We start from the raw sequence: 14,452 nt of genomic DNA, 5'->3' as shown, positions 1-14,452 counted from the left end.
GACCATGATCGGCGCCCTCTTTCCACCTGCTGAGAGACGAGCATGAGTGCGTCCGCAGTCCAGCGGATCGGCCGCCTAACCCGGCAAATGCCCCGCAAAGCCGCCCAAAACCGCTCCCCTGGGCCTTCAAAAAACGCCTCATTAACCCAACAAACAGAACTCACTCCCCCGTGCAAAGCCCCCCAGGAGGAGAATACGCCTAGGCCTTCCGCGCCCGCTTGCTCGTCGAAAAGCACCGCGCAGCCGCGCTCGAGCGCGACCTGCGTCAAGGCGTTGGTCGCATCCTCATCCGACGAGACGAAATCGCCCGTCAGGACGCGCAACTCCTCGACTGCCTTCGACATCGGTACGACACGCCCGGCCAAACGGTCGCTCGCGCAAGCGTCGATGACGCACAGAAGATCGATGAGGTCGAAATTATCCATGGCCGCCTCCGCCAGCGCCATCCCTTCGCTCATTCAACGGCATGAGCCGCGGACTGGTTCCCGCGCGTGCCTTCATCCGGTGGCCTGACGGGCGCAAGCTTGAGATCGAAGCGGGCTGGCAGGCACGGTTCAACACAGGCCTTGCGCACCGATCCGGTGGCCATCGTGTCGGTTGGAAGAAGGACCACCATCTGGGCATGGCGTTGTGGCAAGAGCGGCCTGCCGAAGAGGAGGAAGACGCCGCCAACCAGGCCGGCAAAAAGCAGCGTAGCAAACAGGTTAGCGATGATCTTGCCGGGTTGCATGGCCAGCAACTCCAAGAGCGGCCCCAGGAAGGAGTGCCCGCCATATCGCAGGAATGGCGGGCACTCCGTGGTAAACCGCCGATGAAGGGACTTTGTCCGGCGGCTTGCTAGCCAATGAAATGGGGCTGCTGTTGTTTCCGGAAAATTGCCACCTCGGGCCTCTGCGTTCGTGCGGTGAGACTTCGGTCGCAACATGGCCTCGGACCGTCGGCCGGAAGCCTGGAACAGCCCCTTCCACGACAACGCGCCAAGCGCTGGGCCGGGGCTCGCGCTTGCCCCGATTACATTAGCAATCCATTATACTAAGGCGTATGAATGAGACAGCGGTCGCCGACGATCGCAACGTCAGGCGCCGCTTCATACGTGGGAGGGCTACCATGGCCGAAGTGGCAATGAAGGTGACGAAACTCGAATCCAAATCGCACAACAATCCAGACGAGGTCCGCGCGCCCGCCAAGACGCGTGTCGAGATCGTGCGGCTGCCGGGTTACTCGATCGCGCGCATGAACATGCAGCCGGGCTGGAAATGGTCCGAATGCGTGAAGCCGGTGGTCAAGACCGAGAGCTGCCAAGTCTCGCATGTCGGCTATGTCGTGTCCGGCTCGATCACCGTGCGGATGACTGACGGCACACAAAAGACCTTCGAAGCCGGCTCTTCCTACACCATCCCGCCCGGCCACGACGCCTGGGTGGAAGGCAACCAGCCGTTCCAATGCATTGAGGTCTTGAGCGCCGAGCAATACGCCAAGCCGGCATAGCGCAAGCGATCGCCTCCTCAAGAGGAAATGTGGCCGAAGACGGCAGAGGGGGGTCTGGCGCGTGGAGCGCGACGACTTGCAAACGCGAAGAACGGTCGTCGCTTCATGCCAGGCGCCTCTCTGCCCCATGGCGACATTCCCCTCAGGATCTGAGAATTGGCGCGCAACCTGCGCTCTATCTGCGGCTGTATCGCCAGGTTTTGGAAACTTGCATTGTGCAGCGTGGAGGCTTGACAGGTAACCGCTTTTGTTCTCTTTATGTTCTACCAATTCCCCTTGCAACAGACGCAGCTAATGCTGCAACGCCACACAAATGACTATGAGAGCGCAGGATGCTCGCCACGAACGCCGCTGCGGGCGCCACCATCCTGCATGCCGATCTCGACGCCTTCTACGCCTCCGTCGAGCAGCTGCTCGATCCATCATTGCGCGGCAAGCCGATCGCCGTCGGCGGCGGCGTGGTGCTGGCGGCTTCCTATGAGGCCAAGATCTTCGGCGTGCGCGGCGGCATGCCCGGCCGCAAGGCGCGCGAGCTCTGCCCGCAGCTCATCTTCGTCGGTGGCCGTTTCAACGAGTATCAGCGCCTCGGCGACGCGGCGATCAAGGTGCTCGGCGATTTCACCCCGCTGGTCGAGCGTATCTCGATCGACGAGGCTTTTGCTGACGTCGCAGGCTGCACGCATCTGTTCGGATCGCCGCAAGAGATCGCGCGAAAAATCCGCGAGCGGGTGAAGGCCGAGCTCGGCCTGCCGATCTCGATCGGTGTGGCGCGGACAAAGCACCTCGCCAAGATCGCCTCCCAGGTGGCCAAGCCGGACGGGCTGGTGGTGGTCGAGCCCGGCACCGAGCTCACCTTCCTGCACGACCTGCCCGTCACGCTGATGTGGGGTGTCGGCCCGGCGACCAAGGCCAGGCTCGCCGAGATCGGCGTCGAGACCATCGGGCAGCTGGCGCGCACCCATAGCGGCGCGCTGGAGCGGCTGATCGGCCATGCCGCCGGCCAGAAGGTCGCCGCGCTTGCCCGGAACCGAGACCCGCGCAAGCTCGAGACGCAGCGCCGCGCGCATTCGGCCGGCGCGCAATCGGCGCTTGGCCGCAAGCCCGCGCTGCCGCGCGTCTTCGTACCGACGCTCTTGCATCTGGCCGACCGAGTCGCCAGCCGGTTGCGCGCCAAGGACCGGCCCGGGCGCACGGTCACGGTGCGTGTGCGCTTCGCCGATCTGCGCGCTGTGAGCCGCTCGATCACGCTCGACCAGCCGATCCAGGCGACCGCGATGCTGGCGGAGATCGCCGAGGAACTGGTGCGCGGCGTGCTTGCCGCCCATCCGGGCGAGAGGGACATCTCGCTGCTCGCCATCTCCGTCTCGCATCTGGAGGAGCATGCCGAGCTGCAGCTCGAACTGCCGCTCGGGCTGGCGGACGAGAAGCTGAGGCCCGGCAGCCGCAAAGGTCTCGCGCGCTTCGGCGCCGACCGGGCGGTGGACAAGATCCGCCTGCGCTTCGGCAAGGAGGCGGTCGGCTACGGCACGGTGGCGCTGGAAGGCCCTCGCTCGGTGCCGGACGGGTTCAGGGAGCTGGCGGAGAAGGAGCTGTAGAAAGGCGAGCCAGAGCGCAAGCCGAAGACGGTCGCGGTGGCGGTGGGCTGTTTCGCCGATCCGGCGTTTCCCGCGCCGACGTGGATTGCATGGGAAGAGAGAAGGCATGCGTGGGTAGACGGGGCACGAGCCACCGAAGTTGCTGATCTGCCGAGTGATGGGCGGCTTCGCCAACCGCCGATGCCGTTTGGCGCAATCCAATCCGGTTCGTGCCCTGCCCCGTCCATGCTAACAGAGGCGCTTTCAACAATTCCAACGAGTGGACAGCGACATGGCAGGCGAAAAAGTAGCTTTGGTGACGGCGGGCGGCAGCGGCATGGGGGCTGCGGCGGCCAAGCGCCTGGCGGCGGACGGGTTCAAGGTCGGCGTGCTCTCCTCCTCAGGCAAGGGCGAGGCGCTGGGCAAGGAACTCGGTGGCTTCGGCGTCACCGGCTCCAACCAATCGAACGAAGACCTGAAGCGCCTAACCGACGGCGCGCTGGAGCGTTGGGGCCGCATCGACGTGCTGGTCAACAGCGCCGGCCACGGGCCGCGCGCGCAGATCATCGAGATCAGCGACGAGGACTGGCACAAGGGTATCGACACTTATTTCCTCAACGCCGTGCGCCCGACCCGGCTCGTGACACCGGTGATGCAGAAGCAGAAGTCGGGCGTCATCATCAACATCTCGACCGCCTGGGCGTTCGAGCCGAGCGCGATGTTCCCGACCTCGGCGGTGGCGCGCGCCGGGCTTGCCGCCTACACCAAAATCTTCGCCGACAGTTATGCCGCCGACAACATCCGCATGAACAATGTGCTGCCCGGCTGGATCGACAGCCTGCCGACGACGAACGAGCGTCGCGACAGCGTGCCGCTGAAGCGCTACGGCACGTCGGAAGAGATCGCCGCGACGATCTCGTTCCTGGCTTCGGACGGGGCCGCCTACATCACCGGGCAGAACATCCGCGTCGACGGCGGCATCACAAGGGCGGTGTGAAAGGAGCGGTGTGAGGCGAAGAGGACGCCCCTAGGTCATCCGGGCCTGCGGGAATTGAGCACCCACAGAAAGGCTATCGAGGCGACCAGGACGATCGAATTGCCGACCACGATGTTCCAAAAGCGTGTCGGATCGTCCGCCAGAGCGACCCAATGCCACTTGCCCCGGACTTCGCCTGTCTGGATGCCGCAGGCAATGTTGTAGATCGCCAGCGCAGCGAGCGCCGCCATCAGGACAACGAGGTCGTTGTTCTTGTTGCGATCCATGGGAAGCGGCTTTTAGCAGCGCTTGGTGAAATTTTTCTTACCTTGGGTAAGGCAGCGGCCGGAAGACCGGCCGCCGCCTGCTCTTATCCTGACGCAATTCCAGAGGAAGGTTAAGGCGAAGGCGCCGAACCTAACGGCTACACGCTTTTCCTGGAATTGCTCTGACTTACTGGTTGATCTCGGGCTCGACGAGCTTGGCCAGGTTGCGCAGCGATTCCTGCCAGCCGAGATAGCAGGCCTCGGCGGGGATGGCGTCAGGGATGCCGGCCTGCGTGATATTGATCTCGGTGCCGACCGACACTTTCTTCAGGATCACGGTCACTTCGATCTGGCCCGGCAGGTTGGGATCGTCGAAGCGGTCGGTGTAGCGCAGGCGCTCGCTCGGAACCAACTCGACAAATTCGCCGCCGAAGGCGTGGCTGTCGCCGGTGGTGAAGTTGCGGAAGGACATCTTGTAGGTGCCGCCGACCTTGCCCTCGAACTGGTGCACCGTGCAGGTGAAGCCGTTCGGCGGCAGCCACTTCGCCAGCGCATCGGCTTCGACGAACGCGCGGTAGACCTTCTCCGGCTTGGTCGCCAGGACGCGGTGCAGTTGGATGGTGCTCGGCATGTCTCGATATCCTTCCTTTGTTGATCGATGCCCCAAGGACGGGCGGCCCCCAGCCTATCCGACAGAGGCTGTCAAATTTTTTGCCCGGCGGCTATGGGAAGGCGTGAGCGGAAGAAAATCTTGCAAAATTAAGTAAAATTGGGGATGACTCGCGCCATAATTGTATTAGGCCTCACTTATTCTATCGGTATAAAATATCGACAAAAATACCGGTAATTTTCTCTGTACTAAATGCTTGTTTTCGGGAACGATAGCCCGTCCTGCAAGTTGGTTCGGATCAGGCACTTGAACTTGCAACGAGCCATCCGGGCGGGGCAGCGCGGAAGGAGTGTCCGATGAGTTTCGTCGTCAACGCGGTAGGCGTTCCTCTTTACTATAGCGGGGCTTCCAACCATTGGCTTTCGGCGGCTTCGTCCGGGCCTACTTTGTATGGCACCTCGGGCAATGATTCCATCTGGGGCGCCAGCGGCGTCAAAGTCACCATGTATGGCGGCGCCGGCGACGACATCTATTACCTCTATTCGGCGAGCAATAAAGTGGTCGAGAACCCTGGGCAGGGCATCGACACGATCAACACATGGATGAGTTACACGCTGCCGGACAATGTCGAAAACCTCGTCGTCACCAACGCCCATAACTATGCCTTCGGCAATGCGCTGGACAACATCATCACCGCCACGGCGGGCGGCCAGACGCTGGACGGCGGGGCGGGCAACGATGTCCTGATCGACGGCGGCGGCGGCGCCGACACTTTCATCATCGCGAAGGGCAACGGGAGCGATTCGATCGTCAATTTCGCCTCCAACGATACCGTGCGCCTCGATGGCTACGGGTTCACCTCGTTCGCCGCCATCCACGAGAACATGATCCAGGCGGGCCCCAATGTGGTTTTGAACCTTGGATCGGGCGAAATCCTTGAATTCAAGAACACGACGATCGACAAGCTGCAGCCCCACCAGTTCGAGCTGCCGATCGACAAGTCCGGCATGACGCTGTCCTTCAGCGACGAGTTCAACACGCTGAACCTTCACAACAGCCAGGGCGGCACCTGGGACACCAACTTCTGGTGGGGGGCGCCGAACGGCAGCACGCTCAGCCGCAATGGCGAGCTGCAGTGGTACATCGATGCCAATTACGGCCCGACCAGCTCGGTGCATCCGTTCAGCGTGCAGAATGGGGTCCTCTCCATCACCGCGGCGCAGGCGCCGGCCGACATCAAGCCGTTGATCAACAATTACGAATACACCTCCGGCATCCTGACCACGCATGACTCCTTCTCGCAGACCTATGGCTATTTCGAAATGAAGGCCGACCTGCCGGAACACGCCGGCGCCTGGCCGGCCTTCTGGCTGCTTCCGGAAGACGGCTCGTGGCCGCCGGAGCTCGACGTGATGGAGATGTACGGACAGAACCCGAATTCGCTGCTGGTGACCGCGCATACCAACCAGACGGGCCAGCACACGACGGTCGGATCCACGGTGAACGTCATGGACACCGCTGGCTTCCATACCTACGGACTGCTGTGGACCCCGGACAAGCTGGTCTGGACCTATGACGGCGTGCAGGTTGCCGAAGCGGCGACGCCGTCCGACATGAACAAGCCGATGTACATGCTGGTGGATCTCGCGATCGGCGGCCAAGCCGGCGCGCCGCCGGACCATCTCGCCACACCGGCCGAGATGAAGATCGACTATATCCGGGCCTATACGCTGAACGACCTGCCAAGCCAGGCGCTGGCGCTGTCCAGCCACACCACAAGCAGCACGCAGCACCATCTCGACACGACAAACGAGCATGCCTGAATCGGACGTTTAGGCGACGGCCCATGATCCGGCTTCGAGAGGGAGTGCGGGAATGACTGGACAATCGGGATTGCGGCCCGTCTTGCGTCGCGCCATCGCCGATGTCGGGTTGTTCTCGCTGCTCATCAATCTCCTGCTGCTGGTGATCCCTCTCTACCTGCTCCAGGTCTATGACCGGGTGCTGCCCTCCTCCAGCCTCGAGACGCTGGTCTATCTGTCGGTCATCGCGGTCGCGGCACTCGGCTTCCTCGGTTTCCTCGACGCCGTCCGCGCCGTCTACACGCAGCGCGTCGCGGCGACGGTCAATGACAGGCTGGGCGCAAGAGCGTTCGCCGCTTCGCTCGGTTCCAGGAACGCGCCGTCGCCGCTCACCGACCTTGCCTCGGTCTGCGCCTTCATCCGCTCGCGCGGTGTTTCGGTGCTGTTCGACCTGCCCTTCGCGCCGGTCTTCCTCGGCCTGCTCTACCTGATCCATCCGCTGCTGTTCTGGGTCACGCTCGGCGGCGCGGCGATGCTCGTCGTGCTGGTCTTCGCCAACCAGCTCGCGATCGGCAGGAACGATGCGCTTTCGGCGGAGCGTTCGGCTTTGGCCAGCCGGGCCGAGCAGGCCTTTGCCCGCAACGCCGACACGCTGCGCGCCATGGGCATGGTGGAGAACGCCGCGCGCGCATGGGGCAGGCATGTGGCCGAAGCGCTTGTCCTGCATGACCGTTCGGCCGGCGCCAACGCCGTCTTCAGCGGCGTTTCCCGGGCGCTGCGCATGACGCTTCAGCTGGCGATCCTCGGCAGCGGCGCCTGGCTGGTGCTCAAGGGCCAGATGACGGCCGGCATGATCTTCGCCTCCTCGCTGGTGTCGTCGCGCGCGCTGCAGCCGCTCGACCAATTGATCGGCTCCTGGCGGCAGCTCAGTGAGGCAAGGCGCGCCTGGGCGCGGCTGGGAACCGCACTTGCGGCGCAACCGGGAGAAGCACACAAGTTCATCTTGCCCGACCCGACGGGCGCTATTTCAGCGCAGGATCTTTTCTTCATCGCGCCGAATGCCACGTTCGGCGCCGAGCCAATCCTGAAGCGGTTGAGTTTCGCGATAGCCGCCGGCGAAGCGGTGGCGATCGTCGGCCCAAGCGGTGCTGGAAAATCGACGCTGGCGCGGCTGCTTGTCGGCGCCGCGCAACCGAGCGGCGGCTCGGTCAGGATCGACGGCGCCGAGCTCAGGACCTGGGACGAAAACCAGCTCGGCCGGCATGTCGGCTATCTGGCGCAGGAGGTCGAGCTTTTCCCCGGCTCGATTGCCGACAACATCGCCCGCTTCGACGCGCAGGCCGACCACGCGGCAATCGTCGAAGCGGCAAAACGCGCCGAAGCGCATGAGCTGATCCTTTCGCTGCGCGACGGCTATCAGACGACGATCGCTGGCACGCTGTCGGGCGGCGAGCGGCAGCGGATCGGGCTGGCGCGTGCCTTCTACGGCAATCCGCGCATCCTGGTGCTGGATGAGCCGAGCACGCATCTCGACGGCGCCGGAGAGACGGCACTGGAAGCGGTGCTCGCGGCGGCCCGCGCTGCGGGCGTCACCATGGTCGTGATCACGCATCGCCCTTCGATCGCCTCGGCTTGCGACCGCGTGATGGTCTTGCGCGGCGGCATCATCGAGGCGTTCGGGCCGAGCGCGGAAGTGCTGCGGCAGCCGGGTAAAGCCGCGCAGCGGAGCACGGTGGTGACCGGATCGTTCGCGCCGACCATCCGTGCCGCGCCGACCATCCGCCACGGGTCCTGAATGATGACGCAGAGTCTCACCTTCGAAGGCCGCCCGCGCACCGACTTCCGTCGCACCGCCTTCGCCGGCTACGCGGCGATCGCGCTGATGGTCGGCGGCTTCGGCTATTGGGCGGCGAGTGCCCCGCTGGCGGGCGCGGTAATCACGCAAGGCACGATCGCGGCGACCGGCGGCAACATCCTGATCCAGCATCGCGAGGGCGGCATCATCAGGCAGTTGCTGGTGCATGAAGGCGACCGCGTGCGGGAAGGCCAGGACCTCATCCTGCTCGACCGGACTGCCGCGGAAGCCGATCTCAACCGGCTGACAAGACAATGGATCGCGCTCAAGGCCAGCGCGGCGCGACTGGAGGCCGAGCGCGACGGCCTCGCCACGCTGGCGCCTATCGCCGAGCCCGCGCCAGCGCCGTTCCAGCAGGAGTTCCTCAACCTGATCCGCGAACAGCAGAAGGAGTTCGACGCCAGGCTTGCACGGTTCCGCTCGGAGCAGTCGATCCTGGCGCAGCGCGTCGCCATGCATCGCGAGTCGGTCAAAGGGCTGAACGCGCAGAAGACGGCAATCGAACAGCAGGCCGAGGTGGTGAAGAAGGAGCTTGGAATCAAGACCGACCTCCTCGACAAGGGCCTCACCAATCGCACCGAATATTCGCAGCTCTTGCGCTCCGAGGCCGACCTCGTCGGCCAGGCCGGGGCGCTGGAGGCGGATCTCGCCTCGGCCAACACGCAGATCGTGGAAGCGCAGGCGCAGACCGAACGCGCAACCACGCAGCGCGTCGAAGAGGCGCTGACGAAGCTCGATGACGTGCGCACCAATCTCGCCGACATCGAGGAGCGGATGCGCGCCGCGCAAGCGGTGCTCACGCGAACGACGATCACCGCGCCGGCGGCGGGCATCGTCATCTCCTCGACCTACAATTCGCAAGGCAGCGTGGTCGCGCCCGGCGAAAAGATCATGGAGATCCTGCCCACGACCTCGGGCCTGGTGGTCGACGCCAGGCTGCGGCCGAAGGACATCGACGAGGTGCATGTCGGCCAGCCGGCAAAGCTCAGGCTCTCCGCGCTCAACACACGGCTCACGCCGGAAGTCCCGGCCACGGTCAGCGAGATTTCCGCCGACCGGCTGATCGACCAGGCCACGCACGAACCCTATTTCCGCGCCAGGCTGAAGATCACTGATGCCCTGCCCCCCGGCGTGAAGGCGGACCAGCTCTATCCCGGCACCCCGGTCGATGCCTTCATCAGCACCGGCAACCGGACCTTCTTCGAGTATCTGGTGCGCCCGATGTTGGATTCCTTCGCCCGGGCGTTCCGGGAAAGGTAGAGGTGCGTCTGCACATTGCGTGTGCGTTCAGCAAGCCGCGGTAAGCTGGATTTCCACACGGATATCGGGCAACGCGAAGCTCGCTCCGACCGTGGCGCGGGCCGGCGGTTCGGCGCCGTCGAGCAATCAACCCAGGCGTTGTTCATCGCGTCGAAATCCCGACATCCTTCAGCCAGATCTGCGCGAACAGCAATGTTGATCGATCCGCGCCGACGCTGCCGAGAAGAGCATCGGCCTTGATCAATATCTGCTTGGTCTGGCCGGCCGTGTCGGCCTCTTTGTCATCGGGTCAAGTCCGAAAGATAGATCGTTCAGTTGTGGACGACATCCGCGCCTCCTGCCCTGGCTGAATCGAATTTGGGCCAGCGACTGTAGACATCGCGGCGGCAATGAAACAATCTTCACTGCGGGAACAAAAGCGCTTCGAAGAAAGCGCGGACCTTCGGGTGCGCATGAACAATCGCTGGACCTTGTACGATCCACGCCTGGCCTGGATGCTCGTTGCACCGGTGCTTCTGCTGCTGATCTTCTTCCTGGTGCTGCCGATCGCGGTGATGGCGGCCTATACGTTCTTCACCTTCGTCACCGCCGGCGTCGAAACCAGCGCGCTGACCACCGCCAACTGGCAGGAATTCTTCACCGACAGCTATTATTCGGGCTTCCTGCTGAAGACGTTGAGGGTCGGCGCCGTCACCGCCCTGCTCTGCGGCGTGTTCGGCTATTTCCCGGCCTATTTCATCTGGGCGACGAGCTTCAGGCACAAATGGCTGCTCTTGCTCCTGCTCATCGTGCCGTTCTGGATCAGCTTCACCATCCGCACCTTTTCCTGGATCAACATCCTGGGCGAACAGGGCGTCATCAACGTCGCGCTGCTCAAGATGGGCGTCATCAACGAGCCGCTGCCGATGCTCTACAATGAGGGCGCGGTTATCCTCGGGCTGCTGCACTTCCTGCTGCCCTACATGATCCTCAACGTCTATGTGAGCCTGGAGGGCATCGACCGCACGCTGATCTCGGCGGCTCGCTCGATGGGCTGCACCAGCGCGCAGGCGTTCCGCGAGGTGACGTTGCCCCTCTCCTTGCCGGGTCTCGCGGCGGGGCTGCTGCTTTGCTTCGTGCTGGCGGCCGGCAGCTATGTGACGCCGCAGTTGCTCGGTTCGGGCCGCGACGCGCTGTTCGGCAATTTGATCTACGACACCATCATGAGCGAATTGAATTGGCCGATGGGCGCAACGCTGTCGATCGTGCTGTTCCTCGTGCTCGGCTTATTCGCCGCCATCTACACCCGCTACATGGGTATGTCGCAGATCGTGAAGGGGTTGGGCGGATGAAGGCTGCGCGGCCGAACAAGGACGGCAAATGGGCATGGCGGCTGACCGGCTTCGTCACGCTCTGCGTCTACGTCTTCATGTTCGCGCCGATCGCGGCGACCGTCATCTTGTCGTTCAACGCCTCGATGTTCGGCGGCTTCCCGATGACCGGCTTTTCGCTGCAATGGTACGCCAAGCTGATGAACAATGACGCGGTGCTGACGGCTTTCCGCACCTCGCTGTGGATCGCGCTGGTGACGGCGGCCGTCACCACGGCCATCGGCGTCGTCACGGCATTCGCGCTTACGCGCTTCGACTTCCGCGGCAAGCAGGCGCTGAGCACGCTGGTGATCCTGCCGGCGCTGGTGCCAGAAACCATTCTCGGCGTCGGCCTTCTGGTGCTAATCAAGGCGATCGATCAGCCGCGCACAATGCTGCTTCTGGTGCTCGGCCACATCCTGCTTGCGGTGCCCTATGTGGTGCTGATCGCGCAGGCGCGCATGGTGGGCATAAGGCGCGTCTATGAGGAGGCGGCGCTTTCGCTCGGCGCCTCGCGCTTCTCGTCTTTCCGCGAGATCACGCTGCCACTGCTCATCCCGGCGGTCGTCGGCGGCGTGCTGCTCGCCTTCACCATTTCCTTCGACAACACGTCGGCCAGCCTGTTCTGGCGGCCGGCAGGCGTCGAGACCATGCCCACCCAAATCCTTTCGATGCTGAAAATCTCGATCAGCCCGGAGATCAACGCGCTCGGCACCGTGATGATTGTGGTGACCGTCGGCATCCCGCTGATCGGCGGCCTGCTGATGCAAAGCCTGACAAAACTGAGAAGACGCGGCGAACCCAAGGAGGAAGCACGATGAAACTGACCACCACTAAGCGGCTGGAGCGGCTGCACGACCGCTATGTCAACGGCGATCTCAGCCGACGGACGTTCCTGAGCCTGACAGCGGCTGCCGCGGCCTCGGCCGGCCTCTCCATGCCGTGGATGAGCCGGGCGCTTGCCGCGGTCGAGCAGGTGCGCTTCGACGGCTGGGGCGGAACCGTGCAGGACGCGATCGACAAATATGCCTTCCAGCCCTACACGGCCAAGACCAAGATCAAGGTGGTCCAGGGCACGTTCGGCGACGAGAACGAGATCATCACCAAGATCAAGACGGCCAAGCCCGGCGACTTCCAGATCGTCCATTCGTCCGGCGTCAACTACTACATCAAATATATCAATGCCGGGATGAACTCTGAGATCAACGAGGCCAACATTCCCAACATGGCGAATGTGCTGCAGCCGATGATCGAGCCGTTCCGCAAGCTGACGCCGAAGCTGTCGGCCGTGCCCTACGATTACGGCACCACCGGCATCGCCTACAACACCAAGGTGATCTCGCCGGAGGAAGCCAAGGAAAAGGGCGCTGCACTTCTGCTCGACAAGAAATATGCCGGTAAGGTCGGCGGCTATTCCGACATGACCACGCGCGTCTGGTACGCGGCCCTGGCCACCGGACAAGACCCCAACAACCTCAAGGACATGGATACGATCTGGGCCAAGGTGCGCGAAACGCGCGACCTCGCCAAGAAGTTCTGGAGCTCCGGCGCGGAGCTGATGGACCTGCTCTCCAAGGGCGAGATCGTGGTGACAGACGCTTGGTCGGGCCGCGTCGCGGCGCTGCAGGACCAGGGCCACCCGATCGGCTATCTCGATCCGGCCGGCTCCTATGCCTGGATGGAGGACATGCTGATCCTGAAAGGCTCGCCGATGGCCGAGTGCGAAGAGCTGATCAACTTCATGCTCGACCCGGCAACCTCGATCGCTGTGGCCGAGGGCCAGAGCTATCCGCCGTCGCTCGACCCGAACAAGGTCAAGCTCACCGAGAAGATCGAGAAGCTGCCGGCCTTCGACAAGACAGGCACCATGAAGTCGCTGACCTTTGCCGATCCGGTCTATTGGGCGACCAACGAGGACGCCTGGACCAAGCAGTGGAACAGGATATCGAAAGGTGCCTGACAGCCAGGGCACGACACTCAATCCCCGGCCGGCCTCGGCCGGGGCCGAAGGCGCGAGTGCGGCCGCCGGGGCGGACAGCCCAGCGGTCGAGTTTCGCAACATCGACATCGTCTACGGCAAGTTTGTCGCGGTGCGCGATTTCTCGCTGTCGATCGGCAAGGGCAGCTTCGTCACGCTGCTCGGCCCTTCGGGCTGCGGCAAGACGACGATCCTGCGCTCCATCGCCGGGCTGGTCGACATTTCGGCCGGCCAGATCATGATCGGCGGCCGGCGGGTCGACGACGTGCCGATCTACAAGCGCAACATCGGACTGGTTTTCCAGAGCTATGCGCTGTTTCCCCACAAGAGCGTGTTCGACAATGTTGCCTTCGGCCTGAAATATCGCAACGTCGCCAAGCCCGAGATCAAGCGCAAGGTCGGCCAGGCCCTGGACATGGTGCGGCTGCCGGGCAGCGAGAAGAAGCTGCCCTCGCAATTGTCGGGCGGCCAGCAGCAGCGCATCGCGCTGGCGCGGGCCATTGTCTTCGAGCCGCAGGTGCTTCTGCTCGACGAGCCGCTCTCGGCCCTCGACGCCAATATGCGCGAGGAGATGCGCGTCGAGATCAAGAAGATCCAGAAGGAAACAGGCATCACCGCCATCTTCGTCACCCACGACCAGGAAGAGGCGCTGTCCATGTCGGACCGCATCGTGGTGATGAATGCCGGCTCGGCCGAGCAGATCGGCACGCCGGAAGAGGTCTATGAGCGGCCGGCCACCGCCTTCGTCGCCGACTTCCTCGGCAAGGCCAACATGCTGTCAGGCACGGTGAGCCGATCCGACGGGCCGACCATTGTCACGCTCGCCGGCGGTCAGACGGTCAATGTGCTTTCACCCAAGGCACTGCCGCAGGGAAGCGCAGTCACCGTCGTGGTGCGGCCGCAGAAACTGTCGGTCGGTCGAGCGAGCGCCAACCGGTTGCCCGGCCGGATCGTGTCGGCCTCCTATCTCGGCGGCAGCGCGATCTACGAGGTCGACATAGGCGGCAAGGCGAACATCCGCGCCAACACCCCGATCGACGGCCGAGTGCTGCGCGAAGGCGAAGCGATCGAACTCGGCTTCGACCCGCACGATTGCGTCTTGCTGGACGAGGCCGGGCGGCGGATCTCCTGAAAGCCGCGACCGCCCTCGGCCCGGACGCCGGCGGTTGGGCATATGCGCTAAGATAGCTTTGGCATGGCTTGAAACTTGCGCTTTCGTGGTGGCTCGCGCCAACGATGTCGCAAGGCATGGAGATTCTGGCGCAGGGTTGCCAAGGGCGGCTGAGTAAAGATG

The 14,452-nt window shown here is 63.7% G+C and carries 14 protein-coding genes; 10 read left to right on the top strand and 4 right to left on the bottom strand.

The annotated features are described in order from the left end of the window. Positions 1-425: hypothetical protein (locus O7A05_RS33320; protein WP_337097626.1), on the bottom strand; the 425-nt coding region annotated here is incomplete at its 3' end. A 29-nt stretch (positions 426-454) separates the two neighbouring features. Beyond that, positions 455-730, bottom strand: a complete 276-nt coding sequence (locus O7A05_RS33315; RefSeq protein ID WP_337097625.1) for a polymerase — start codon at positions 728-730, stop codon at positions 455-457. 377 nt (positions 731-1,107) lie between these two features. Here O7A05_RS33315 and O7A05_RS33310 point away from each other — a divergent pair, with 377 nt between their 5' ends. From O7A05_RS33310 to O7A05_RS33300, 3 genes are all read left to right on the top strand, one after another. Then, entirely contained in the window at positions 1,108-1,488 is a 381-nt protein-coding gene (locus O7A05_RS33310; RefSeq protein WP_337097623.1) for a cupin domain-containing protein, read from the top strand. Between the two features lie 332 nt (positions 1,489-1,820). Then, positions 1,821-3,083, top strand: a complete 1,263-nt coding sequence (gene dinB / locus O7A05_RS33305; protein ID WP_337097621.1) for a DNA polymerase IV — start codon at positions 1,821-1,823, stop codon at positions 3,081-3,083. Between the two features lie 271 nt (positions 3,084-3,354). Beyond that, positions 3,355-4,059 carry an SDR family oxidoreductase gene (locus O7A05_RS33300; RefSeq protein ID WP_337097619.1) on the top strand — a complete coding sequence of 235 codons (705 nt, stop codon included), beginning with the start codon at positions 3,355-3,357 and terminating at the stop codon, positions 4,057-4,059. Positions 4,060-4,094: 35 nt separating this feature from the next. Here O7A05_RS33300 and O7A05_RS33295 read toward each other — a convergent pair whose 3' ends face one another. Together O7A05_RS33295 and O7A05_RS33290 are read right to left on the bottom strand one after the other, a co-directional pair. Further along, positions 4,095-4,325, bottom strand: coding sequence for a hypothetical protein (locus O7A05_RS33295; RefSeq protein WP_337097617.1), 231 nt, complete (start codon positions 4,323-4,325; stop codon positions 4,095-4,097). Between the two features lie 166 nt (positions 4,326-4,491). Next, complete coding sequence (locus tag O7A05_RS33290; protein ID WP_224513399.1) at positions 4,492-4,935, bottom strand: SRPBCC family protein; 444 nt, start codon at positions 4,933-4,935, stop codon at positions 4,492-4,494. Positions 4,936-5,270: 335 nt separating this feature from the next. Here O7A05_RS33290 and eglC point away from each other — a divergent pair, with 335 nt between their 5' ends. From eglC to O7A05_RS33255, 7 genes are all read left to right on the top strand, one after another. Next, positions 5,271-6,737, top strand: a complete 1,467-nt coding sequence (gene eglC / locus O7A05_RS33285) for an endo-1,3-1,4-beta-glycanase EglC (RefSeq protein ID WP_337097615.1) — start codon at positions 5,271-5,273, stop codon at positions 6,735-6,737. Positions 6,738-6,789: 52 nt separating this feature from the next. Beyond that, the gene (locus tag O7A05_RS33280; RefSeq protein WP_337097614.1) at positions 6,790-8,511 is read left to right on the top strand and encodes a type I secretion system permease/ATPase; all 1,722 of its coding nucleotides are present in this window, start codon (positions 6,790-6,792) and stop codon (positions 8,509-8,511) included. Next, on the top strand, positions 8,512-9,831 hold the full coding sequence (locus tag O7A05_RS33275) for an HlyD family type I secretion periplasmic adaptor subunit (RefSeq protein ID WP_337097613.1): 1,320 nt from the start codon (positions 8,512-8,514) through the stop codon (positions 9,829-9,831). Between the two features lie 452 nt (positions 9,832-10,283). Beyond that, positions 10,284-11,162, top strand: coding sequence for an ABC transporter permease (locus tag O7A05_RS33270; protein WP_337097612.1), 879 nt, complete (start codon positions 10,284-10,286; stop codon positions 11,160-11,162). Then, positions 11,159-12,001: an ABC transporter permease gene (locus tag O7A05_RS33265; protein WP_337097611.1), complete on the top strand. Its 843-nt coding sequence runs from the start codon at positions 11,159-11,161 to the stop codon at positions 11,999-12,001. Before O7A05_RS33270 ends, O7A05_RS33265 begins: the two co-directional genes overlap by 4 nt. Continuing rightward, on the top strand, positions 11,998-13,140 hold the full coding sequence (locus O7A05_RS33260; RefSeq protein WP_337097610.1) for an ABC transporter substrate-binding protein: 1,143 nt from the start codon (positions 11,998-12,000) through the stop codon (positions 13,138-13,140). The genes O7A05_RS33265 and O7A05_RS33260 overlap by 4 nt, the downstream gene beginning before the upstream one ends. Beyond that, positions 13,133-14,290 carry an ABC transporter ATP-binding protein gene (locus O7A05_RS33255; protein WP_337097608.1) on the top strand — a complete coding sequence of 386 codons (1,158 nt, stop codon included), beginning with the start codon at positions 13,133-13,135 and terminating at the stop codon, positions 14,288-14,290. Before O7A05_RS33260 ends, O7A05_RS33255 begins: the two co-directional genes overlap by 8 nt. Positions 14,291-14,452 lie beyond the last annotated feature (162 nt).

This window comes from Mesorhizobium argentiipisi (SeqCode), assembly GCF_037179585.1.
GTDB classification, from domain to species: Bacteria; Pseudomonadota; Alphaproteobacteria; order Rhizobiales; family Rhizobiaceae; genus Mesorhizobium; species Mesorhizobium argentiipisi.
This window is presented reverse-complemented; position numbering and strand designations above follow the sequence as displayed.